Annotated in this window: 21 protein-coding genes; 10 read left to right on the forward strand and 11 right to left on the reverse strand. The window is 46.0% G+C overall.

All coding sequences use genetic code 11. The annotated features are described in order from the left end of the window. Positions 1 to 7 precede the first annotated feature (7 nt). The 3 genes from QUB08_RS22070 to QUB08_RS22080 form a co-directional block, all read right to left on the reverse strand. Positions 8 to 1,183, reverse strand: coding sequence for a DNA cytosine methyltransferase (locus QUB08_RS22070; protein WP_333227129.1), 1,176 nt, complete (start codon positions 1,181 to 1,183; stop codon positions 8 to 10). Positions 1,184 to 1,232: 49 nt separating this feature from the next. After that, a complete protein-coding gene (locus QUB08_RS22075; RefSeq protein ID WP_333227131.1) occupies positions 1,233 to 2,072 on the reverse strand; it encodes a TdeIII family type II restriction endonuclease in 840 nt (279 codons plus the stop codon). Between the two features lie 158 nt (positions 2,073 to 2,230). Further along, positions 2,231 to 5,440, reverse strand: coding sequence for a glycoside hydrolase family 15 protein (locus tag QUB08_RS22080; protein WP_333227133.1), 3,210 nt, complete (start codon positions 5,438 to 5,440; stop codon positions 2,231 to 2,233). Positions 5,441 to 5,551: 111 nt separating this feature from the next. Here QUB08_RS22080 and QUB08_RS22085 point away from each other — a divergent pair, with 111 nt between their 5' ends. Continuing rightward, on the forward strand, positions 5,552 to 5,695 hold the full coding sequence (locus QUB08_RS22085) for a hypothetical protein (RefSeq protein WP_333227135.1): 144 nt from the start codon (positions 5,552 to 5,554) through the stop codon (positions 5,693 to 5,695). Positions 5,696 to 5,901: 206 nt separating this feature from the next. Continuing rightward, complete coding sequence (locus tag QUB08_RS22090; RefSeq protein WP_333227137.1) at positions 5,902 to 6,633, forward strand: WecB/TagA/CpsF family glycosyltransferase; 732 nt, start codon at positions 5,902 to 5,904, stop codon at positions 6,631 to 6,633. Between the two features lie 284 nt (positions 6,634 to 6,917). Here the strand turns inward: QUB08_RS22090 and QUB08_RS22095 are convergent, their stop codons facing one another. Both QUB08_RS22095 and QUB08_RS22100 read right to left on the reverse strand, forming a co-directional pair. Continuing rightward, positions 6,918 to 9,245, reverse strand: coding sequence for a S8 family serine peptidase (locus QUB08_RS22095; protein ID WP_333227138.1), 2,328 nt, complete (start codon positions 9,243 to 9,245; stop codon positions 6,918 to 6,920). 281 nt (positions 9,246 to 9,526) lie between these two features. Further along, entirely contained in the window at positions 9,527 to 10,210 is a 684-nt protein-coding gene (locus tag QUB08_RS22100) for a hypothetical protein (RefSeq protein ID WP_333227140.1), read from the reverse strand. Between the two features lie 41 nt (positions 10,211 to 10,251). On the opposite strand from QUB08_RS22100, the gene QUB08_RS22105 reads away from it, so the two are divergent. The 3 genes from QUB08_RS22105 to grxD all read left to right on the forward strand — a co-directional run bounded on the left by QUB08_RS22105 (position 10,252) and on the right by grxD (position 11,703). Continuing rightward, complete coding sequence (locus QUB08_RS22105) at positions 10,252 to 10,875, forward strand: hypothetical protein (protein WP_333227142.1); 624 nt, start codon at positions 10,252 to 10,254, stop codon at positions 10,873 to 10,875. A 42-nt stretch (positions 10,876 to 10,917) separates the two neighbouring features. Further along, positions 10,918 to 11,178, forward strand: coding sequence for a BolA family protein (locus tag QUB08_RS22110; protein ID WP_172192604.1), 261 nt, complete (start codon positions 10,918 to 10,920; stop codon positions 11,176 to 11,178). A gap of 201 nt (positions 11,179 to 11,379) precedes the next feature. Further along, complete coding sequence (gene grxD / locus QUB08_RS22115; protein ID WP_172192602.1) at positions 11,380 to 11,703, forward strand: Grx4 family monothiol glutaredoxin; 324 nt, start codon at positions 11,380 to 11,382, stop codon at positions 11,701 to 11,703. Between the two features lie 300 nt (positions 11,704 to 12,003). Here grxD and QUB08_RS22120 read toward each other — a convergent pair whose 3' ends face one another. Further along, on the reverse strand, positions 12,004 to 12,258 hold the full coding sequence (locus tag QUB08_RS22120) for a DUF6761 family protein (protein ID WP_333101986.1): 255 nt from the start codon (positions 12,256 to 12,258) through the stop codon (positions 12,004 to 12,006). A 595-nt stretch (positions 12,259 to 12,853) separates the two neighbouring features. On the opposite strand from QUB08_RS22120, the gene QUB08_RS22125 reads away from it, so the two are divergent. After that, positions 12,854 to 13,588 carry a response regulator transcription factor gene (locus QUB08_RS22125; protein ID WP_333227145.1) on the forward strand — a complete coding sequence of 245 codons (735 nt, stop codon included), beginning with the start codon at positions 12,854 to 12,856 and terminating at the stop codon, positions 13,586 to 13,588. 26 nt (positions 13,589 to 13,614) lie between these two features. Here QUB08_RS22125 and QUB08_RS22130 read toward each other — a convergent pair whose 3' ends face one another. Beyond that, entirely contained in the window at positions 13,615 to 13,965 is a 351-nt protein-coding gene (locus tag QUB08_RS22130) for a 4a-hydroxytetrahydrobiopterin dehydratase (protein WP_333227147.1), read from the reverse strand. 267 nt (positions 13,966 to 14,232) lie between these two features. After that, the gene (locus QUB08_RS22135; protein WP_333227149.1) at positions 14,233 to 15,600 is read right to left on the reverse strand and encodes an aldehyde dehydrogenase; all 1,368 of its coding nucleotides are present in this window, start codon (positions 15,598 to 15,600) and stop codon (positions 14,233 to 14,235) included. 162 nt (positions 15,601 to 15,762) lie between these two features. Between QUB08_RS22135 and QUB08_RS22140 the strand changes: the two genes are divergently transcribed. Together QUB08_RS22140 and QUB08_RS22145 are read left to right on the forward strand one after the other, a co-directional pair. After that, entirely contained in the window at positions 15,763 to 16,683 is a 921-nt protein-coding gene (locus QUB08_RS22140) for a glycine betaine ABC transporter substrate-binding protein (RefSeq protein ID WP_333227151.1), read from the forward strand. A gap of 91 nt (positions 16,684 to 16,774) precedes the next feature. Further along, complete coding sequence (locus QUB08_RS22145) at positions 16,775 to 17,029, forward strand: hypothetical protein (RefSeq protein WP_333227153.1); 255 nt, start codon at positions 16,775 to 16,777, stop codon at positions 17,027 to 17,029. Here QUB08_RS22145 and QUB08_RS22150 read toward each other — a convergent pair whose 3' ends face one another. The 3 genes from QUB08_RS22150 to QUB08_RS22160 are packed head-to-tail and all read right to left on the reverse strand — an operon-like array spanning position 17,030 to position 19,877. Beyond that, the gene (locus QUB08_RS22150) at positions 17,030 to 17,254 is read right to left on the reverse strand and encodes a DUF4926 domain-containing protein (RefSeq protein WP_242719868.1); all 225 of its coding nucleotides are present in this window, start codon (positions 17,252 to 17,254) and stop codon (positions 17,030 to 17,032) included. 16 nt (positions 17,255 to 17,270) lie between these two features. After that, entirely contained in the window at positions 17,271 to 17,588 is a 318-nt protein-coding gene (locus tag QUB08_RS22155; RefSeq protein ID WP_333101993.1) for a DUF6883 domain-containing protein, read from the reverse strand. Positions 17,589 to 17,603: 15 nt separating this feature from the next. After that, a complete protein-coding gene (locus QUB08_RS22160) occupies positions 17,604 to 19,877 on the reverse strand; it encodes a bifunctional (p)ppGpp synthetase/guanosine-3',5'-bis(diphosphate) 3'-pyrophosphohydrolase (protein WP_333227155.1) in 2,274 nt (757 codons plus the stop codon). Between the two features lie 462 nt (positions 19,878 to 20,339). On the opposite strand from QUB08_RS22160, the gene patD reads away from it, so the two are divergent. Then, the gene (patD, locus tag QUB08_RS22165) at positions 20,340 to 20,738 is read left to right on the forward strand and encodes a heterocyst frequency control protein PatD (RefSeq protein WP_333227157.1); all 399 of its coding nucleotides are present in this window, start codon (positions 20,340 to 20,342) and stop codon (positions 20,736 to 20,738) included. A 45-nt stretch (positions 20,739 to 20,783) separates the two neighbouring features. Further along, on the forward strand, positions 20,784 to 21,368 hold the full coding sequence (locus QUB08_RS22170) for a zf-TFIIB domain-containing protein (protein ID WP_333038070.1): 585 nt from the start codon (positions 20,784 to 20,786) through the stop codon (positions 21,366 to 21,368). Positions 21,369 to 21,770 lie beyond the last annotated feature (402 nt).

A 21,770-nucleotide genomic window follows, 5' to 3' on the forward strand; every position in this document is an offset into this window, starting at 1 on the left:
GTTTGAGTTATGCGAACAAGGAAAGTTGTTTAAATATTTCTCGCCCTTGTACTCGATCGCCTTTAATGACCTGGTAAAGATATTCACCGATCGCCTTTCCCAATAATACAGGAACCGCATTCCCAATCTGTCGGTATTTAGAAGTTGTTGAGCCATGAAAAACCCACTCATCCGGAAATGTCTGAATTCGCGCGCACTCTCTGACACTCAAAGGACGTAATTCATCAGGGTGACACATATCTGTAGCCTTTTGATGGGGACTCGTTGTGACAGTAGGCGACGGTTTCTCCCACGCTAAGCGTCGATAAAAACCAACTTTACCGCCTTCAGATTTATATGCCCCTCCCATTGCTGCTTCTTTTAATTCGCTGGGTAAATCCCTCCAGTTTTGGCCGGCGGTTAACAAACGCAAATACTTGAGACGATTTTCTGAGTAAGGGACAAATTCTGGCTGAGGGTCAACTAAATCTTTTAATCCTTCTCTAAGCGTCAGCCATTTGGTTTTTTTACCAGTACCTTTTTGACTGTAATTTGGGAGGGGGAGAGTAACTGAATCATTACTTTTATAACCAATAAAGATTACTCTTTCTCTAACTTGAGGAACGCCGTAATCAGCAGTATTGAGCAAATCATACACAACTTCATAACCAATGCGTTTCATCTCTGCCAAAATCACTTGTAAAGCTGCACCGGGCATCTCATCAGCTTCTAACTGGGGGCAACCTAAACCTCTGCGATCGTGAGGTCGATGTCGAATCGGAGCTGACAGCAACCCCTTAACATTTTCCATGATAAAAAAGCGGGGTTTGATTTCGTCAACGATGCGTATGAAATCCATAAATAAGCTGCCGCGCGGATCGCCAACAGATCCCCGTTTTCCGGCTGTGCTGAAAGGTTGGCACGGGGGGCCACCAGTCACTAAATCTACTTCATCAGCGCGCAGAGGCCTATCTAAACCTAAGATTTGTCCGCCTTCTTCTAATAAAGTTTGGGCGCGGACTTCGCAAATATCTCTCGGTACAGCAGATACGGATAAATGAGGACGATTTAGAGAGATTGTTTTGGTAGCATCAGGTTCGATTTCTACTAAACTTACTGTCTGAAATCCTGCTTTTTCTAGACCTAAATCTAAACCGTATGCTCCAGCAAAGAGGCTAATAGTTATCGGTTTGTTGTTAATCACAGGTTTTTGCCTCAAGACTAGATATTGCTGGAATGAAAATTGTACTTTACTAAAATCCAAAAGCAAGAGCATCAAGCATATGCTTACCCTTCTCCCGCCCAACTTCTTGATATATATCCAAAAGTTCTTCGTAGGCAGTCTCTCCCCCTATAATATTCCAAAACTCATGTCCCATAATGACAGCTTGTTCAAAAGGCGTATACTTCCTTGCCACTGACCATTTATAATCTGAACGATTTGGCCCGTAAGGATTGTAAGCCATAGCATAATAACATTGAGCAGCGGGGCGAGACTGTCCGCAAAGTAAATGAAATCTCAGCAGTCGTTGAATTACCTCCAAACATTGTCCTTTGTTGGGTTTTGAGCCTTTAATTTCAAAGAAAAATTGGCTCCCGTCATGGGATAGCACGTACAAATCTGCTTTGGCAGATCGCCGAACTAAATGGTTAGTTTTTTGAGCCTCCAGAACAGCTTCTATCATTTCTTCAAAAGCAGGTTTATTTGTGTTTTTGTCTGCTGACTGCTCAAATAGTGCTATCTGACGCTCAATTTCATTAATAGCCTCTATGCTAACTTCGCCAGAAATTTCATAGCTTCTGCTTGCTTCTTGGTGATGTTCCAAAGCAATGAGTTTGGCACATTCTTCATAGGTTGTGCCCAAGCGGCTGCTGAAAGCTCTTTCAAACTCGTTAATTCTGAGCAACTCTGACGGGACGATAGCAGTTTGTAATAGTTCGGATTGCTCTGTAGAGGATTTGCATGATAAATATGCTGCTGGAATATCAAGTTTCGGTATTAGCCGTCCTCTGTATTGATTGATAAGGTTTTCGATGAAAACTTCTAAGTATGCTTTGATGATGGCGCGTGTAATTGAGCTAATAGCTGACATTATTTTACTGCCAATATTCAGTTTACTTTACTTGTTGCAAAAATGTAATAACTGTGTAGTTAGGACTTTAGCCCTTGCTGATGAGTTGGCAAAGAAAGGACGGAAGTCGTTACTACAAACCGGTCAATCGAGACTTGTATTAACCACCCGCACTCAATCTATCCAAACTTTGTCAAGAATCGGAAAGCATCGAGTACATGACTCGCGCAAACGTAAGGCGAAGTATTGTAAAAAGCTTGCCAAGCCGCCGCTTTATCTTCGTCGTATTTATCGGCTCTTTCCGGATGTTTTCCTTGCCAATTCAGCCGCACTGCGTGACCGACTAATACATCTAAAACGATGTATTCTTCTACTTTTAATTCAGGGTTGCGCTGGGCGATCGCAGCCAACTCCATCAGCGCCTCAATATTCACTTGTCGGTATTCGGGCGCCACAATTTTATTCAGCAAATGCTCGATTTGCAGCGCGAAATTCTTTTCGCCCGGGGTCATTTCCGATAAAATGATATGGCTATCTAACCGATTGCGCCGCTCTAATTTGTCGCCAATAATCAAGCCTTTGCAGTGCCGCAGCAGTCCCCAAACACTCGGATAAAAATCCTTCGGTACGCGATTGACAGTACCTTCCATTTGCCGTTTCCGGCGCCATCCTCCCCCAGGCATTGTTGGTTCTTCAGAAACTGGCGCTACTACCCATTCAATATCTTTTTCCGGCTGTTTGACGCGCAGGGATTCTTGCTGTTTGAGGATTTGATTCATTTCCTCGTATTCTGTCAACACTTGGCGCAGGCGATTTTTGATTTCAAAGGGACTTAGCTGCATTAAATGTTCGTAAGCTTCATTTTGCGTAACTCCCAATTCGCGGGCAAACTCGCTAGTCAGCAGCAAAATAAAGTAGCTAACTCTCAGCGTCAGCAGGCCTTTAAATAACTGCGGTTCGGCTTTAATTAGCAGGCCAAGGTAGATGAGAACTTCTTGAGTTAGAACTCGATCGCGAATGTCTTCTCCGCAGAATTGGCGAATTTTGTCCATCACTTCCGTGTAAGAACCCGGCCGCGAAATTATCGAATCTTCGCTGTAAGCTTTCCCCACAGCAATCTGTTTTTGCCGCACCAAAATGTCTGTCACCGCATCCGACAAGCTGATATCAACCTTGTCCAGCAAACCTGCGGCATGGCGGATGACTGCCCATTGGATTTTTGATTGCGAACTTTCTCCAGCTTTTGTATAAACTTCGTTGAGCAAATCCACAACTTGTACAGTGGCTTCTGTACCTCCAAATCCTGTATCATAATTTAATCCTTTGAGTCGAACTAACGTGTGCAGCAACTCTATTTGTTCGTACAAATTTTCTGAATCTCGGAGGCTAGTTAGCAAGAATTGAGTATTAGTTTCGCACTCTAATTTAAATTCTTGCGTGTGTCCCAAAGGCCAAGTTTTTTCAGGATTGTAAGTTAGATAGCTGCGCGTTTCTACTGCACCTGTCACCGGAGATTCTGTAAATTCAAAATCGTGCATGAAATCAATTCTTTCTGTGCCAGCGGTCAGCATTAACTGCTTAAGATTTCCGAGTTTAACTGGCGTGTTGTTACAGTGTCCATCCCGGAATTCCTTCATTAATTCTAACAACGCTTCCCGGCCAGTTTCCAGCATCGTGTGAGTCAGCATCAGCGTTACCGTAGGGCGTCCCAACTGATACCAGTGGCGGTGAATTTGAGCTATTTCGCTCTTGATTTGAGCTACTAAAAAATGGTAATCTAAAGTTAAGTAAAACTCTTGTCTGTTCAAAAATGAGGGGAGAAATACGATCGCCTCTTCGCGAATTTTAAACACCCGAGAAGTTGTTAAACTCCGCAAACGACGCACGGGGCGGCCAGTTAAGCCTAATTGGTCGTTGCGTCCAATTTGGGTGTAAATAGCTGATAATTCTTTAGTCTGGCGGACTTGAATTGGTTCTACCTGTTTGGGGGTTTGCGCGGCAATGCCGTTAGTGGCTAATTCTGCTTGCAAATCTTCGTCTTCAGCTAACAGTGCAATTTGCACTAAAGGTTCTCTGTGTTGGCCCACTGACAAATGCCTTCCCAGCGGGTCGATGTCGCCAACTGCGATTAATCCTTCGTTCAGCAATTGACCGAGAAAATACAAACTTTGCGCCCAAACTAGGGGAATATTTTCATTGGGCAAGCGCTGCTGGCTGCGGGGATTTAGCTTTTCTGCTTCTATATTTTCGGCGGGGACGTAGTACAATTCTGGTAACAGTGGCAAACCAGAGCGATCGACTGCTAGAGATTCCAAACGCTGCTGGTACTCCTGCACTTGAGCTTGATTTCCCTGAAATATGCCGTCCAACAATAAATAAGTGAAAAATAGCGGCCACTCGCATTCAATGTGCTCGAACTGCCTTAATTCTGTGGGTTCGTAGTGCAGGCGATCGGCATCTTCCAAAACTGTTTGGTGTCCGTCGCGCAGAAACCGCTTGCAGCCGTATTTTCCTTGCAATTTGTCAATAATCTTATTTCGAGTCCGTTCTATTAATTCTCGGTCTTCAACAGCAAAAGCCGGAAAACTAATCACGCTCAATAAAGCGGCATCTACTTCTTTTGAGCTAGATTCGCGAGGCAAAAGCGATTCCAAAGTTATGCGACTTCTGGCAATTTCGTCTGGCAAAACGTGAATGACCGATGCTTGAGAGCCTTTAATCCCGAACAAATCCAACCCATTTATTGCTTCTAGGGCGGCTTTGGCCATGCCAACTGAACTGGCGTTCAATTCTGCGTTGCCGCGATTAATTTTATGACCTCTTTCCCAAATTCCGTAATCCGGCGTGCGGTAGGCTCTACCGATGTAGTAAACTAAATTTTGCACGAAATTGACTTCATCAATTGTAAAAATTACGTGCAGCCCGGAAGCCGTCATTTGAGCAAGAATTAATAAGAATATAGATGTAGCGTCTAACTGTAAATGTCCCCACTTGTCATCACCGACAACAATACTTCCAGTTTGAGTATTGTATTTAGCGTGCAGGGCATCTAGCGGCGACTGAGTATTTTTAAAACGTTCTACTTTGCTCGATTGCTGCATCATCGCAAACAGCAAGCCGCGCATCAGTTTGACTGTGCTGTGTTCTAGTTCAAATGTCCTGCCCTGATCGCCATCAATTTTGCGGTAAGCTAAACCCAAACCCCAAACCGCGAGAATGCTGTACACGTTGTCGCGCACCCAGGCATCTGTGTAGTCGCCGTGGGCGTTAACGGCGGTACTCGCCGGCAGCAACCCAGTAATTGGATTTTGGCGCTTGAGGATGATGTTTTTGATTTGCTGGTAGTAATAATCTAACCTGGTTTGCCGCTGGGTTTTTGCGATCGCCATTTCGTTTTCCTTCTTTTTCCTGATGCGAGTAGATTTGCGGGGAATAGACTTTTAAATATATCAGAGATTAGATCATTTCTCCAGTTATCCAAACACAAAAAGGTAATTGCCATGTCTAGCCGCAACAACAACAACAATAACAACAGCGTTCCTTTCGTGAAAGTTGTCTACTCTACAGTGAAAATTAATGGTAAAATTGAGCTAGTACCGATGGAATGGTACGCTGACGGGTCGGTCAAAAAAATCGAACACTAATGAGCGATCGCACTTGGCCGCCTAACTCTAATGAACTTGCGCGACCCGTCGCTTACAAAAACCCGGTTTCTGGGTCACAGAACGATGACTTAACAGACTCTTGGTGCCACAAACCAGGTTTTTTGCGACCAAAACTGCTCTAGCGTCGATCGCCAATCTAAGCTAATTTAAATAACTAGGTGTGTAGGAATCTAAAAGAAAAAAATATGGATCGATCGCGCCCGCAATTTTCAGTGCTGGGACTACCAGTTCACATATTAGATGATTATGCAGGTTGGCTGATGGAGCGTCTGCATCAAGGGTTAGGAAGTCATGTGGTGACTTTGAATGCTGAAATGGCCATGCAAGCCGAGCAAAATCAGGCCTTAGCGGATGTAATTCGCTCTGCTGAACTGGTGATTCCCGACGGTTCGGGAGTAGTGTTGTACTTGCGGTTGCGTGGCAAACCGGCACAGCGCTATCCGGGGATTGAATTAGCAGAATCGCTGCTGCAACAAGCCGGACAATTGCCTGATTCGGAACCACTATTTTTCTTTGGAGGTTCCCCAGGAGTGGCGGCTGCGGCGGCAAAAACTTGGCAGCAAAAAGTTAACGGATTGTCGATTGCTTCTCAACACGGTTATCTTTCAGCAGATGAAGAGAAAGACTTCCGTGAAAGCCTCAAACAAATGCAGCCAAAACTGATTTTTGTAGGCTTGGGAGTGCCGCGCCAAGAATTTTGGATTGCCGAACACCGACACCTTTGTCCTGATTCGATTTGGGTGGGAGTTGGCGGCAGTTTCGATATTTGGGCGGGAACAAAAACCCGCGCGCCGGCTTGGTTTTGCGACAATCATTTAGAATGGCTGTACCGACTTTATCAAGAACCTTGGCGGTGGCGCAGGATGTTAGCTTTGCCACAATTTGCATTGAAAGCTTTGGGGGATTTGCGAGGGTAAGTTAATAGCATTAATCTTCTGTCTGATTCACAATCCTCTCGATCCCCCCTAACCCCCCTTAACAAGGGGGGGACAAGAATTGAGTCACAATCCTCTCGATCCCCCCTTAACAAGGGGGGGACAAGAATGTCGTCAAAATTTTCCTTATTAAGGGGGATTCGAGGGGATCTAGACTCGACTACAAGCGACATAAATCGTGTTATTTTTTCAGTCCGCCTACGCGGACTTTGTGTATGTAGTAGCGGTTTCAACCGCCGATTCTAATCAATACAAACCTATTGCCATTAGACAATGTAAGGAGAATCGATCGCCTTTGCCCGATTAATCGCCACCAAAGTCTGGTAAATCAAAGCCGAAATCTCAGCGCGGGTAATATCCCGCTGCGGCGAAAGCCAATCGCGGGAAGGATAATTAACCACAATCTTCAAAACAGTTGCTGTGGCGATCGCACTCAAAGCATAATTAGGAATTTGAGAGCGATCGGTGTAAACTTTCAAAGAATCAGGATTGCCGCCCTTAAGTTCCAAACCGTTAACCAAAGACACGATCGCGTCAGCCTTAGTTAAATTCTGATTCGGGCCGAACTTCAACCCCGGAAACCCCGCCAAAAACCCCCCCCGATTTGCCCGTTCGATCGCACTTCTCGCCCAAAAAGTAGCAGAAACATCAATAAAATTTGTAGCCGGCACCCTCGGAATCGGGCTAAACGCACTCACCAACAGCGCCGCATATTGAGCACGATTTAAACTGTCATCAGGCCGAAAAGAACCGTCAGGAAAACCGCTAATTATATTCGCCGCAGCCAAAGCTTCAATAAACTTCTGTGCCCAATGTCCAGAAATATCGCTGAACACCAGACCCCCGATATTCGGATTGCCGCCGCCCTTTCTCACCGCAGCTTGCACAGCTTTAAAAGCATTCACTTTCCCGTAACCAAACCAATCGCTGCGGCCGTTGTTAGGATCGTAATTTCCCATCTGATTGCCCAACTGGGGATCGGGATCGGGATCGACAATTTTCTCAGCAGTTTGTTCGAGAATTCCCCGCACTTCTCGCGCCGTCAAACGGGGGTTAGCCGAAAGTATCAACCCTGCAACCCCAGCGACTACTGGGGTGGCGCTGGAAGTACCGCCAAAAGTATCCGTATAGTCCCCCCAGTCGTAGCCGGCAACCCCGACTCGATCGGCAGTAAACACCCCCAAACCGGGCAAATACTGCGTCACCTCCGGCGGCGTGGCGATAAATCCGGTTTCTGGCAACCAAGTTCCCGGCGGTGCGTTGTTGCTGGGGGCGCAAACCGAGATGCTGCTGCCCCAATTGCTGTAGGCTGCTTTTTTGTTGAGGGAAGTGGAAGCGCTGACGGCAATTACGTCTGGGTGAACGGCAAATCCTGCCAGCCATCTAGTTTGACCGCCCAGGATGTTGTTGGGCCAGCCTTTTTCGTTAATTGTGCCGTTAACTGGGCGGTTGGCATTCCCCGCCGCGAACAGAATAACGCAGCCTCTGCCGCCCCGCCCTTGGGTTGCTGCTTTGGTGATAACGGCACTCTGCCGCAGGGAAAGGGGATAGTAAACTGCAGCAGGCCCCCAACTGCAAGAAATGACGGCGGCACCTTTTGCGATCGCCCAATTAAACATTTTTTCAACAGAATCGTCATCGAGAAAACCACTGGTACGGATGGGCATCAGGGCGCATCCGGGGGCGACGCCGACAATGCCTTTGCCGTTTTCTTCAGCAACGGCGACGCCGGCACAACTTGTGCCGTGGTTGTCTGAGTCGGCGACTGGCATCGGGGAGGTGTCGCCGTCTTTGAAATCGATGGGTGAGACGATTTTGCCTTGGCCTTGAAAATCTGGGTGTGTCAAGTCAACTGAATCGTCGGCGATCGCAATTATGATTGATCGAACTCCGCGAGTCATGTTCCAAGCTGGTTCTGCATAAATTTGAGCACCGCCGACAAGTTCGTTGCCGCCTTTGTTGTTGAGATACCACTGTTTGGGATAAAGCGGATCGCGGGGCGTGTAATGCTGCTGCGTCTCTACTACAATGTTGGGTTCCGCTACCAGAACTTCTGGATATCTTGTCAGGCGGTTGGCAATTTTGACCGGGTTTTCTGTTGCTTGTTTTGTGACTTCGCAGACGAAAGTGTTGGGAATTCCTTCTACTGGCCGGACTATTTTTAAAGCTGCTGCATTGGCGATCGCCTTTCGCGATTGTTCATCTACTTGTTCGCCAAATTGAATGGTAATTTGGTCGGTTATATAAAAGAATGTACTCGGATTGTTCGCGGGGCAATAGACGTGGCTGGCAAAAGCTACAGCCTCGCTGGCGCGGGCTGTTTGCATTGCTGCTTCTAGGCGATCGGGCGCAACGAGATATTCTTCGAGATTGCTTTGGCCGACGCGACGGTTGAGTTTTGCCCCTGTTGTTGCAGCCCAATCGTTTGAGGCTGATGCTGTTGATGAGGGGCGGACTGTAAAGCGATCGTCCGCTTTTGACAGCAGCAATTCGTCGCCGCCACGCTGCAAAATCAGTGGCAGACTTTCATCTGGGACTCCAATTCCTTGATAATTTTGGAGAGTGTCGGAGGTCGGTTTGCTTGGTTGTACCATCAGAAATGTTCCTGTTTAATTTTAATTCAGTCTTACTATATTCTCAAGAACAGGCAGGATGCCTGTTCCACAAAAGATAAATTTTCTTGTGGGGAGTAGGGGTTGGGCTTCTAGCCCGTAAAAGGCTTATTAACAATGATTCAGCAAATCCCTCTAACTCACATCTTGCACCCTTGTCAATAAGCCTTTTGTGGAACAGGCAAGATGCCTGTTCCACAAAAGATAAATTTTCTTGTGGAACAGGCATCTTGCCTGTTCTTGAGAATGGTGGAACATCTCAGTCAAATAAACACGCTAGGATTAACATTAAAGAATTCTCCCAGCGCCTTAGCTTGCGCCTTGCTAATCGCCCGTTTTTCATTAACCACCTCCGAGACTACTCCTTTGGAACCAATCACGCCCACTAAATCGGCTTGTTTGAGTTCGCGAACTTCCATGAGATGCAATAGAACATCCTGGGGAGTCACTTCTGGATCTGGGTAATATTTTGATTCGTATTCTTCGATCAACAGCCCCCAGAGACTCAGTAAAGTTTCTTCTTCTACTGTTAATTCTTCCTTAGACATCAGAAAATCGACTTCTGCGAGGGCAAGATCATTATCTTCTTCGTTAAGGATTGGCTTAGGCTGAGATTTAGCCAGCAGTTGACCGTAAGCTGTTTTTTCAATTGCGATATTCATGGTTCGTTCGATTGTTGAATTAGATCGGGACTTACCCATCAAAACCAAAGAAACCTGGTTTTCCACCATTTTTAAAGCCTCAAAGGCAGTATTTAGGTAAAAAAACCCGGTTTCTGCGTCCAAGACTAGATTGGCGGGATCAGTCCAATCCCCGGCGATTTCCTTTTTCAATCCAAAATCTAAAATCCAAACTCTAAAATCCAAAATCCATCGCACCCTTTGACATTTCAACAAATTTGGTTTACACTTAGCCGGTTGCGATCGCCAATGGTAAGATCGGCTCAAGCTAAATATTTTTTTAAAGCGCACAGGCGCAAAGTAATTTCATGGTATACTCTGGAACTGTTTGTTGGCTTCGCTCCACTGCCCGGATTACGATCGGGGCGATCGCAGCTTTTACCCTATTGCAACCGCTCCCAGTCCAAGCACAACAACCTTCTGGGCCAGAGAACCAACCGCAAATCGAGCCCGCCGACGACCCCACAGACCCCAACAATCTTCGCCCTCTGACGCAAGACAGCAGTCTGCTGAGCGTCCCAGGAGGCCAGCGTTTGATGACAGAAGCCAGCAGTGCTATTTCCTCTCAGAATTACGCACTCGCTACTCAAAAACTCCAAGAATCCCGCCAAATTTTCAATCAACTCTCGAACTTCTACCAACAACTCGGTAGCAGTTTTGCCGGAATTGACATCCGATTGGCCGAAAGCCACCGCACCAAAGCTGTAGAAACCGCCCAAATGCGCGACGAAGCTACCTATCGGCTGGCGTTGGTACACCGGGCGCAAAATAAGCCCGAACTGGCTGTGCCCCTGCTGATTCAGATTATTCGATCGCAGCAGCCAACTCGCGACTTGGGCAAGAAAGCTTACCAGCAGTTACTGGAATTGGGTTTTGTGGATGCGCCCTTTCCCCGGCCCGCCAGCGCTCAACCGAGCTCATCGACAAAATAGTTCCACTAAAATCTAAATTACAGCCCTTTATCAGAGAAACCAATGGTTACACCGTCTCAAGTAGCAGAAATGATTAAGGCAGGGTTGCCCGACGCTAAAATACAAGTTGACGATTTGACCGGTGGCGGTGACCACTACCAGGCGAGAGTCGTCTCTGCAGCCTTTGAAGGAAAAAGCCGAGTACAGCAGCACCAACTGGTTTACGGCGCTCTCAAACAGGCAATGGCTAGTGAAGCCATCCACGCTTTGGGCTTGGAAACCTTAACTCCTGCAGAATGGGAAGCGAAAAGTCAAGTTGCTTAATTGTTGAGTAGCAATTGGGTATCACAAGTTTGTGCTGGTGTCAAGAGTTGCTTGAAATACAACTGCTGCACTTACGCACAAAAACCATAAAAACCCGGTTGTTTTACCGGAATCTATGGCTGTAACGAAATATTTTCGTAAAAAACCCGGTTTCTGCGTCAGTCTACGTTTAAAAATTTTCAAACAATATTAGGAGCTACCATGACTACAGCAGCACATGAAAGAATTGACGAGTTGGTTAAGCAAAACAAAATCATGGTGTTTATGAAGGGCAATAAGTTAATGCCCCAGTGCGGTTTTTCTAATACTGTGGTGCAAATTCTCAATACTTTGGGAGTGCCTTACGAAACTGTTGATGTTTTGGCTGACCAGGAAATTCGTCAAGGCGTTAAAGAGTATTCTCAATGGCCAACAATTCCCCAAGTTTATATCAACGGCGAGTTTATTGGTGGCTCGGATATTATGATCGAGATGTATCAAAAGGGCGAATTGCAAGAAGTTGTAGAAGTGGCTTTGGCTTCTTAAGTTAGACAGAAAAAACATTTCCCCGACTTCTTAAAGAAGTCGGGGAAATAACAGCAATCGCGTTTTACGTTGAATTAGGTTGATTTACTTAATTATTCGTTACCAGGCAAAGCCTAGGAACGCAATGCAGTCGGCTAGGCATCGAATTTTTAGGCTCCCAAAGCGAGGTCGAGCCTGTGGACATCGGTTCCGAGGCATAGCCAGGGAACCCGTTAAAATTCCCAATTCCCAATTCCCAATTCCCAATTCCCAATTCCCAATTCCCAATTCATCAAGGGTTTATCAAACCGAATTTGCTATTTAATAGTAGTCTGATTCAGCCTGTGTCTGTGTCTGTGGCATTGCAAAATTGGAGGGGTCGTGAATGTAACGGGCTGCTTCTTCCTCTAGTCTGTGAATCAGATAGGGCTCCAAACTGTTGGAATGCCGCAGGGCTGCTAAATAGCCGTCTAAGTAAAGCCGTAGGTCATCAAAGCGATAACCTCTATTCCACATTTCGACGAGGGCGTCGGTGAGTTTTTGGTAGTGCCGGATTGTTTGGGTGTCTTGTAGCATGGTGTGAGTTTGAAATCCTTTGTGGTTTGTATAATGACGGCGGGATTTAGGAACGGCCTCGATTGATGCTGAGTGGCTCAGCTTGAGACTATTTCTAAATAAAAGTTTTTACCCTGCTCAACAGGCTACCCTCCATAAAAAATTTCACTCGTGGCAATGCAGTTGCTCGACTTTTTGCGCGCACCTAGATAATTCGCTGTGCGTTTAATGGAGTCGGGATGTGGCTGAATTTGACGGTCAAAGTGGCTGAGTGTTCCGGCTACCGAGCGAACGGTTGGAGGAATTCTAGTTTCACTTGCGCGATTTGTCAACCTCCTGGGAGTGGGGGCTGGGTCGGGGGGATCGCTTTTGGCAGGCGGTTGGGGCATGGGATCGATCGGCTTTACACTGTCCTATTTTCATTGTAAGCTCATCGCCAGAATGATTTAACCTTTCTGCAGGCTGACCCTGCCAAATTAACCCAATCTTTAAAATTCCTACCCTAGGTATGTCCGCTGCTTTAAACGCAGCTCATGCTTGAGTAGCGATGGTTACAAAAGCTTGACAAAAGCTCTGTTAACCTTGTAGCAATTAGTGATATGGGAAGCTCGCCTCTGTGGAATCTGCAAGTATTTCAATTGTTGAAGGGAATCCGCACCTGCGATCGCTCTTGGGCTGGCATCTACAGCAAGTCGGTCACTGGGTGCACCAGTCAGCGGATATCAGTCACGCTAGGGAAATATTTTTCAGCCGCCAGCCAACCCTAGTCATTCTGGATGCCCAATTGCCGGATGGGGACGGTTTGGAATTTTGCAACTGGCTGCAACAGCAGCAGCAGTCACTGATTTTGATGCTGTCGGCGCGGAATTCGGAATCGGATATTGTTGAAGGTTTGAAGGCGGGGGCAGACGATTACCTGACTAAACCCTTTGGGATGCAAGAGTTTATGGCCAGGGTGGAAGCTCTGATGCGCCGCAACCGCACGATGCTACCGCCGGCGACGCTGGAGTGCGGGCTGCTGAAAATTGATTTGGTGCAGCGCCGAGTCAGGTTGTACGAGGAACATATTGAGCTGACTCCCCAGGAATTTAGCCTGCTGTACGTGCTAGCTCAAGCTGGAGGAGTGCCGCTGTCGCGCTCGGATTTGCTGCGTCGGGCTTGGCCTGATGCGATTGATAACCCCCGGACGATCGACACTCACGTACTCTCTCTGCGTAAAAAAATCGAAATCGACCCGCGACAGCCGAGCCTGATTCAAACTGTACGGAATGTCGGCTACCGGCTGAATCTGGAATTGTTGAATAATGCTAATCAACCGCATTCCCCAGTGCCCAAAGCGGTGCTTTCTTAGACTACGATCGAGCTATAAGTCGGATTTTATTTTGGGAATTGATTGGCGATCGCATCTGTTTTCGCAGCCATAATAAAATCATTGCGGTGCAGTCCAGAAATCGCGTGAGTCCACCAAGTAACGGTAACTTTCCCCCACTCGGTTAACAGTGCGGGGTGATGTCCTTCAGTTTCTGCTGCTTCGCCGACGCTGTTTGTAAAGGCGATCGCACTTTTGAAATCCTGGAATTCGTAAGTGCGTTCTATTTGGGGAATGCCATTTTTTTCGATGAAATTCCAGTCGGGAATTTGAGGTTTTAGCTGGACAATTTCGTAAGCTGTGACGCGGGGAGAGTTGGGGCGGCAGGCGGCACAGTGTTCTTTTGATAAAGGTTCCATAAATTGCTGTTTAGCGAGAAGATGCTAAAAGATATTATAGACATTTCTAATTTGAATTATTTTGGATGGGGCAACTGTCATTTAGGAGTGACGTAGAGATTGTGAGGGAAATCGTTACAAAAACAGATGAGCAATCATTTAAAATTTCTGCAAATAATCGTTCACCCTAGAATCGCTTAACCGATAATATCAGGAACGGGCGGGTTGATTTGACTCTCTCGCTGATATTGTAAACGTTGACGAACCCGCCCCTCCAAGTGCGATCAATCAACCGATAATTTTCTTAATCAAATCCAACTTGCCTTTATAGGGAGCATACCGCCATTTCAAGTCAAGCCAAAATGACTTTTGCAGCACGCTTTTGTAATGAGAAAAAGTATCAAAACTTGCTTGGCCGTGATAGCTACCGATGCCGCTGTCGCCAACTCCGCCAAAAGGTAAATCTTTTACTCCGACTTGCATAACCGTGTCGTTTATGCAAACTCCGCCGGAAGAAGTTTCCCGCAAAACTCGCTCTTGTTTCTCTTTATTTTTCGAGAACAAATACAAAGCTAAGGGTTTGGGACGGGCGTTGATTTGGGCGATCGCCTCTCCGAAATCATCATACTCCAAAACTGGCAAAATCGGCCCAAAAATCTCATCCTGCATCACCGGCGAATCCCAGGAAACACGATCTAAAACCGTCGGTGCAATATATCTATCTTCCGGCTTAACTTCCCCACCGACGACAATTTCTCCATCTTTGATAAACGCACTCAAACGGTCTAATTGCCGCTGGTTGATAATCCGCGAATAGTCGGGACTTGTTTGCGGATTGTCGCCGTAAAATTCGTAAATTGCTGTTTTAATTGCTGTCATCAAAGCAGGTTTAACTTTTTTATCAACTAATAGGTAATCGGGAGCGATGCAAGTTTGTCCAGCATTGATAAATTTGCCCCACGCAATGCGTTTTGCGGTGTATTCAACCTGAATGTCTGAGTCTACAATGCAAGGACTTTTGCCGCCTAATTCCAAGGTTACAGGTGTCAGGTGTTTAGCGGCAGCTTCCATGACAATTCGACCGATTTTAGTGCCTCCGGTAAAGAAGATGTGGTCGAATTTTTCGGCTAATAATTGTTGGCTGATTTCCACGCCTCCTTCGACGGCGGCTACGTAGGCGGGATCGAAGGTTTTGGATATCATGTCGGCGATAACTTCGGAGGTGTGTGAGGCGATTTCCGAAGGTTTGAGAAGTACACAGTTACCGGCGGCGATCGCCCCGACTAAAGGTGATATCATTAACTGAAACGGGTAATTCCAAGGCCCAATTATTAACACTACGCCCAAAGGTTCTGGGTAAATGCGGGCCGATGCTGGGAATTGATCTATCGAAGCAGGCACTTTTCTCGGCTTTACCCATGATTTGAGGTTTTTGAGGGCATAATTAACTTCGGCAATCGATGCGATTTCAAGATAAGCCTCGAATTCCGGCCGACCGAGGTCTGCCTTGACGGCATCGACTATTCGTGATTGATTAAGTTCGATCGCACTTTTAAGTTTTTTCAGTTGTTCAAGCCGAAAATCCACATCTTTCGTTTTCCCAGTCGCAAAAAATTGCCGCTGCTGCTGGATAATATCGCTGACGCTGATTACCATATTTAGTCCTCCATGTCTATAAATAAATGTTACAACAGGAAAACGGAACTTGGGTAAAGTGCGATGCTGTTAAAGCGCAGACTTCTTCAATAAGTCTGCGATCGGGGCTTTATGCTATAACTTATAAGGTATTAATTGTAGATTTTTAATTTGAGTTAAGTCATGAAAATATCTAAGAACGATTTTTTTTTCTATTCCTGCTGGCTGCTTTCCTTGCTTGCAGTAGCAGGATGTACCTCTAAGCCCCAAAAGCAAGTTGTCATCTGCTCGAAAGACTTTACCGAACAAGTCATCCTCGCAGAAATTTTAGCACGCCATATCGAAGCTAAAACAGATATCAAAGTAGAACGAGAGCTGAATCTCGGAGGTTCGCTTTGCCATCAATCCCTAACAACAGGTAAAATCGATTTGTACGTCGAATACACGGGGACTGCTTACGCCAACCTGCTCAAACAGAAACCGATTTCTGACCCCAAAAAAGTCCTCGATTACCTCAAACAAGAATATCCCAAACAGTTTCAAGCAGAATGGACGGAACCGCTGGGATTTAATAACAGTTTTGCGATTATTGTGCGGGGAGATGATGCCAAAAAACTCAATTTACAAACTCTATCGCAACTTGGGAAAGCTGCACCTAACCTCCGGGCTGGTTTCGGCCCAGAATTTAACGAGAGAGAAGATGGATTTCCCGGATTGGCTAAAACTTACGGGATTAAGTTTCGAGAACAGCCGAAGGAATTGCTGTTAGGATTGCTTTATCAAGCGCTGCAACAAAAAGAAGTAGATGTGATTGCTGGTAATACGACGGATGGTTTGATTCAAAGTTTAGGTTTAGTAGTTCTCAAAGATGACAAGAACTATTTCCCGCCCTACGAAGCAGTTCCGGTTGTGCGATCGCAAATTTTGGAAAAATACCCGGAATTGCGTCAAGTGCTCGCAGAATTGGGCGGCAAAATCTCCGAGGAAGATATGCGACAACTGAATTATCAAGTTGATAAGAAACAGCAGGAAGCCGGACAAGTAGCCCAGGAGTTTTTGCAGCAAAAGTTAGGCGTGTCAAAGCCTGTCGATCCTGCGAAATAAAGGGTTTCATTGTTCTGCTTGTTTGCTGAAACGTATTGTGGTTAGCTATACTATTAGTTAGACTCATATAAATAAATGAAGGTATAAAGCTATGACAACTGTCAAAACTGCTATCTCATTGCCAGCATCTTTATTTGAACAAGCCGAAACATTAGCTGGCGAAATGCAAATTTCGCAGAGCTTTTTGATCGAAATAGCGCTTGAAGAATTTATCCGCCGCCGCGAAAATCAACAACTGTTAGAAAAAATTAATGCTGCTTGCGAAGCACCTCTCTCTAAAGAAGAACAAGTTTTGCTTCGCAAGATGAGTCGCTCTCATCGCAGGCTGGTGGAAGGCGAATGGTAATCAATATTTTCCAAGCTGCAAAACAGGAGCTTTTATTGCTTCAATCTGGGACTCGGCAACTTCAACTGTAATTGCTTCGATATTGAAACCCTCTAAGCTATAACCATCTTCTTCACCTTCCGGCATCTGGTAGTGTTCAACGATAGTTGCTGTATCACCTTTTTTTAGGCCATACTTAGGAATATCTTCTCGCAATGCTACCTGTGAAAACAGTTCAAATTTCATGGGGTTTAACCTCTTGTCAATCAGGAACTAATGTAACAAATCTGGTTTCGGATGGAGTAACGATCCAAACGGTTTTAACTTGTAAAATCGTACCGTTTGGACCTGTTAAACTGCCTTTAATCATGTACTTTTGACCGTATCTGGTGTTTTCCATTTGCTCCGCTTCCAGAGGAAGTATCTGGCTTCTTAAATCTCGATCGAGCTGTTGCCAGTTTTCTATGCTGTAACCACCTCGATCGAGAAACTGAGATTTGTCGTCTTTAGGAAGCCGGATTAATAAATAGTTGGTCAGCTTTGCTGAAGGAATAACCGAGTTAAGGCTGAGTTTTGCCATAGGAAGAATTTCCTGTTAAGTCCCTTCGCTCAGCCTCCGCAAATTCAAAATATCGCTCATCTTTTTAATTTGCATACAAGTGCGCTCGAACTGTTGTTTATCCTGGATATCCATGCACAAGTCAATTAAGGCAGGCAATCCGGGATATGTTTTGACTTGAGCGCTGCGGACGTTTACTTGGTTGTCTTTTAAATGCGATAAAACATCATTGAGAACTCCGACTCGATCGAGGGCTTCAATTTGAATGTTAACCGGATAAGTGTTGGGTCGAGATTCATTGCGGTTGCTGGAATTCCAACTCACAGGAACCAAGCGATCCCCAGGCACGTTCTCAACATTTGAACATCCTTGCCGATGAATCGAAATTCCGCGAGTGCGAGTCACAACTCCAATAATTGATTCCCCAGGAATCGGACAGCAACAGCCGGATAAATGGTACAGCAATCCCTCTACACCTGCGATCGGCGATTTGCTCGGAGACGAACTCGGTACTGGTTTCGGTGTCGTCGATGCAGGTATTAGCTGGGGCAGTTCGTGGGTTCCTGCGGGAGCAGCTTCAATTTTTTGCTGCACTTTTACTAAATCTCGCAGTCGATTTACTACGAGATTTAAGGTAACTTCGCCGTAGCCCAAACCGGCGATTAAATCTTCGACGCTGTGGTAGTTGCAGCGCTGAGCCACAGACTGCATGGGTTCAGATTTTAGCAAAGATTCTAAGCCGTTTTTACCTAATTCTTTTTCCAGCAATTCCCGCCCGCGAGCGAGATTTTCATCTCGGTGCGATCGCTTCAACCACTGGCGAATTCGGTTTTTGGCTCCGTTTGTCTTGACAAAATTCAGCCAGTCGGAGCTCGGATGACCATTTTTTTGGGTCAAGATTTCTACAATATCGCCGTTCTTTAAAACCTTGTCTAGTGTCACCATTCGCCCGTTTACTCTGGCACCGGTGCAGTGATTGCCAATTTCTGTGTGAATGCGGTAAGCAAAATCTACGGGAGTTGAGCCGCTATTGAGAGCAATCACGTCTCCGTTAGGAGTAAAAACGTAAATATCTTCGTCGAATAAGTTGTCCTTAATGCTTTGTAAATATTCGCGATCGTCTTTGAGGTCGCTTTGCCATTCAAGGAGTTGTCGCAGCCAAGTAAATTTTTCGTCATCGCCGGTGACTTTTGTGTTAGAACCGCCGGTTTCTTTGTATTTCCAGTGCGCGGCAATGCCGTATTCTGCAATGTGGTGCATTGCTACGGTGCGAATTTGCACTTCGATGGGGCGGCCGCTGGTTCCGATTACTCCGGTGTGCAAAGATTGGTAGCGGTTGGCTTTTGGTAAACCGATATAATCTTTAAAGCGGCCGGGAATCGGGCGGAAAGAATCGTGGACGATCGCCAAAGCCCGATAACAGTCATCATTGGTTTCTACTATGATCCGCACCGCAGCAATATCGTACACTTGCTTAAACCCTTTTTGGCGGCGCTGCATCTTCCCATAAATCCCGTACAAATGTTTGGGACGACCGCTAACTTCATAGCATTTAATGCCTAAATTGTCAAGCCTTTCTCGCAAACTATCTGTGACTTCTGCGAGTTGAGTTTCTCGATCGACTCGCTTCTCGGCCACCAATTCCTGAATTTCGCGGTAAGCTTCAGGTTCCAGGTATTTAAACGCTAAATCTTCCAATTCCCACTTAAAGCGGCCGATACCCAAACGGTTCGCTAGGGGAGCAAAAATATCTCGGGTTTCTAGGGCAATACTGCGCTGCTTTTCTTCGGACAAATGCTCCAAAGTCCTCATGTTGTGCAGCCGATCTGCGAGTTTGACGACAATGACGCGAATATCTTTAGCCATTGCTAGGAACATTCGGCGGAAATTTTCCGCAAGGCGCTCTGTTTTGCTGGAAAAATTAAACTTAGAAAGCTTGGTGACACCTTCAACCAACTGTCGAACTTCCGCGCCGAACCGCTGTTCTATTTCTTCGAGAGTAATATCTGTATCTTCAACAATGTCGTGGAGGAAGCCCGCGGCAATCATGACGTTGTTGCCGCCCATATACCGGAGTATTCCAGCCACAGCTACCGGATGGCAAATGTAAGGTTCTCCCGATTTGCGGTACTGTCCTTCGTGCAAGTCGCGGGCAAATTCAAAGGCCCGACAAATTAAGCTGTCGTCCGTCGAGCAATTCGGGTTAGAACCCCCATCAGGCTGCGATCGAGTATTCAGGCATTCTTGCAGCCAATCGGGAACTACAGCAGGATCGATCGAAGGAGAGGGAGTCAGAGTGTTCGCGTTCATGGGGTACACCTTTAAAACTTAGAAATACAAATGGTTAAAAGCCGGTTTCCGGTTGAATTGCCGAAATTATGTGTTTAGCTATACTAAACTAATTGAATGCCACAATTTGCAATTCAAAAAAATAGTCGATTTTTCTCAAACTATACCTATGTAATCCCGAGTCGCCCCCCCTCGGAGGTAGGAAAACATAGTGACACCACTGCCGCCGCCGCAGTCTGTCGTTCGGGGAAAATCGGGTAAAATCAGCATATTTTGGCGGTAGCCGTTTAGGTTGCGGGGGATCGGCATTTACCGGCAACGCTAAACTAAAAGCAGCAGCCAGAAGGGTAGAGTCAGGGCAGCAAATCAAAAAAAGTTGTCACAAAACAGGGAATTGCTCCAAAACCCCCTGGCTTCCCTCCATATGAGCAAACTTAAGTAAGTATCTACTTTGATTATAAATACAAATTTGTTTACAAAATCATGATATTGTCCGAAGACCGCCGCCAGTGCTACCAAGAATTACAGCAAGCACTAGAACAACTACAAAGAACTGCTGCACAGGATAATCTGGATGGGGCCGCGCTGGCGATCGAATACACAAAAGTGCAACAATTTTTCGGAAACCAAATTATGAGAGCCGAAAGCGATGACTTAGACGCCTCAGAAACACCCCCAGAGCAGTCCTATTTGACGGAAATTCACAAGCAACTGCGGTTATTGGGGACAGATGTCACGTTTTTGCAAGCGTCGCGCCAGCCAGCGACAGCAAAGGCGAGGCAAACTGCGGCGATCGCGCGGCTTAACACGCTAATTGGCTACTGTGGCGCGCTGCTGCAAAAAAATTCTGGTTCTTCAGGGCCCGCCCAGATACAGAATTAATAATTGAATTAACAGGGAATTAAGAAGGCAAGGAGAAATAAAGCGGTGGAATGTCCAAAATGTAAACATCCCAATTTAGAAGGCGGTACCTTAGCCGGCCGTATGTCGGTGCAGTGGTGTCCCAACTGTTACGGTATCTGGATTCCAGGCAGAGAATACGAAGCTTGGCAGAAAGAGCAAAGCCAGTGGTACAACAAATCCGAGAAGCCTGATGCGACAGGGACTCTCGGCATAGAATTCACCCCGTCTGTCTACGACAGCAAAGCAGCGCTGTGTCCCGAAGACGGTCACTATCTGTCGCGGGCGAAAGTTCCTTTCAGCAGAGTGCCCTTTTACATAGAGCGCTGTATGTTGTGCGGGGGTATTTGGTGCGATAACGGCGAGTGGGACATTCTCGAAAGTCTGGGATTCCACACCGAGATTGACAAGATGTTTTCTCCGAATTGGCAAGCTAAGGCCCGCGTGCAAGAACTTGCCTCCCGGGAACGTCAAGTGCTGACTGAGAAGCTGGGGCCGGATATCGCCGGATATGTGTTGGAACTCGCGGAAGTTTTAGCAGACCATCCTCACGCAGATTGTGCCGCTACTTACATACTGCGGAGAGCTGAGTTGAAGCGAAAGGAAATTTAGTCAGTTATTAGTTGACAGTTGACTGTTGACGGTTGACTGTTAACGGTTGACTGTTGACTGTTGTTAGTAAGCGGTTGGTCGGTTAATGATGTAGTGATAAAATCTTTGTTTGTAGCAATTTCTAACGGTTGACTGTTAACGGTTGACTGTTGACTGTTGTCAGTAAGCAGTTGGTCAATTAATGATGTAGTGATAAAATATTTGTTTGTAGAAATTTCTATTGGTATTTACAAACAGCATCTCTGTCTCTTGCCAATAACTAATAAGTTCTGAACAATACTAATAACTAACAACTAACCGCCAGTAGATTGATAAATAATAAATAACAACAGACAACAGACAACAGACAACAGACAACAGACAACAGACAACAGACAACAGACAACAGACAACAGACAACAG

This window comes from Microcoleus sp. BR0-C5 (genome assembly GCF_036705045.1).
In the GTDB taxonomy this organism is placed as follows: Bacteria; Cyanobacteriota; Cyanobacteriia; order Cyanobacteriales; family Microcoleaceae; genus Microcoleus.